Source organism: Shigella sp. FC1661 (assembly GCF_001712525.1).
Lineage (GTDB): Bacteria > Pseudomonadota > Gammaproteobacteria > Enterobacterales > Enterobacteriaceae > Escherichia > Escherichia coli.
The window spans coordinates 1-1523 of record NZ_MDGW01000318.1 but is presented as its reverse complement, the minus strand read 5'-3'; the positions used below and the strand labels follow the sequence as shown (position 1 = coordinate 1523).

Genomic DNA, 1523 nt, shown 5'->3' with positions numbered 1-1523 from the left:
TTTCTGGTGCGTACCGGGCTGAGAGGCGGTGTAAGTGAACTGTAGTTGCCATGTTTTACGGCAATGAGAGCAGAGATAGCGCTGATGTCCGGCAGTGCTTTTGCCGTTACGCACCACGCCTTCAGTAGCGGAGCAGGAAGGACATCTGATGGAAATGGAAGCCACGCAAGCACCTTAAAATCACCATCATACACTAAATCAGTAAGTTGGCAGCATTACCACTTGCCACTTCTGTTTCCTGCGGCGAGATCATGCGGACATTTTTCATGACCTGGGATTGCATCACCGTCTGGCTACCAGAGTCTTCCGGGCGTTGCTAGGTCTGGATCTCCTGATCGTTACCGCCAACAGTACGCCAGTTGGTAATTGCACCACTGAAGATGTCACGCACCTGTTGTTCAGTCAGGGAATTAACCGGATTATCCGCATTGACGATGAAAACAAACGCTTCACGGGCAAAAGGCGTGTACAGCAAAGTAATGCCCGATTCCTCAGCGCGTTTTTTCTGCCCACCGGAAGGTTGCGCCACAAAAATAATATCAGCATCACCTTTAACAATCCTGTTATACGCATCGGGGGTACGAGAGCTCTCCGGATATTCCCTGGTGTGAAAATCTTCCGGTATAACGCTTAAAGCATAAAATGCAGAGGCATAAATTGGGTACGCCGCCGTAGCACCATCGAGTCGCAGCCAGTTTTGCGTAAACTGAATTTGCGGTTTACCACGCAGTGGTGTCAGTTGATTATTGAGTTTATCGGGTCGCCAGGCCCAGGTATCAATATTTTCGCGCACACCGACGCCGGGATTGAGCTGTTTATATAAATAACCCTGATAACCAGCGACAAAACCAAGCATGAGAAGGATAAACAGGAGGGAATTACGGCAACGTAGCCCGGATGTACCGGTTAAAGGATGTCTGGTTGGCCGGCCGTACCCCAGCGAAAAACTGATATGCGCGCCAACGGGTATAATGACTATCCACCAGTACTCACCTCCGACTACTGAGACTAACAAAACGCCCAGCCAGGGGAGCATAAGATCAGCCAACCAACCCGATCCCATCTGGTGAAATTGATAATCTGCCAGATGCAGCGCGATTATCCAGCCAACCAGGATTAATAAACCGGGTACTAAAAAAAGACATTGTCGCCAGACGGCTATTTCTCTTTTTTCTGGTGCACTATCGCCTGCCCATACTCGCCCCAGGTGATGCTGCCAACTTACTGATTTAGTGTATGATGGTGTTTTTGAGGTGCTCCAGTGGCTTCTGTTTCTATCAGCTGTCCCTCCTGTTCAGCTACTGACGGGGTGGTGCGTAACGGCAAAAGCACTGCCGGACATCAGCGCTATCTCTGCTCTCACTGCCGTAAAACATGGCAACTGCAGTTCACTTACACCGCTTCTCAACCCGGTACGCACCAGAAAATTATTGATATGGCCATGAATGGCGTTGGATGCCGGGCAACTGCACGCATTATGGGCGTTAGCCTCAACACGATTTTACGTCACTTAAAAAACTCAG

The 1523-nt window shown here is 49.6% G+C and carries 2 protein-coding genes and 1 pseudogene; 1 reads left to right on the top strand and 2 read right to left on the bottom strand.

The window, feature by feature from the left end; genetic code table 11:
• A partial coding sequence (locus BFF42_RS16710) for an IS1 family transposase (RefSeq protein WP_047664789.1) occupies positions 1-165 on the bottom strand: 165 nt, incomplete at its 3' end.
• A gap of 55 nt (positions 166-220) precedes the next feature.
• Positions 221-1204, bottom strand: a pseudogene (locus tag BFF42_RS16705) (PstS family phosphate ABC transporter substrate-binding protein); the annotation flags it as partial.
• A 57-nt stretch (positions 1205-1261) separates the two neighbouring features.
• Here BFF42_RS16705 and BFF42_RS16700 point away from each other — a divergent pair.
• Positions 1262-1523 (top strand): IS1-like element transposase (locus BFF42_RS16700; RefSeq protein WP_069734018.1); only part of this gene is annotated, 262 nt, incomplete at its 3' end.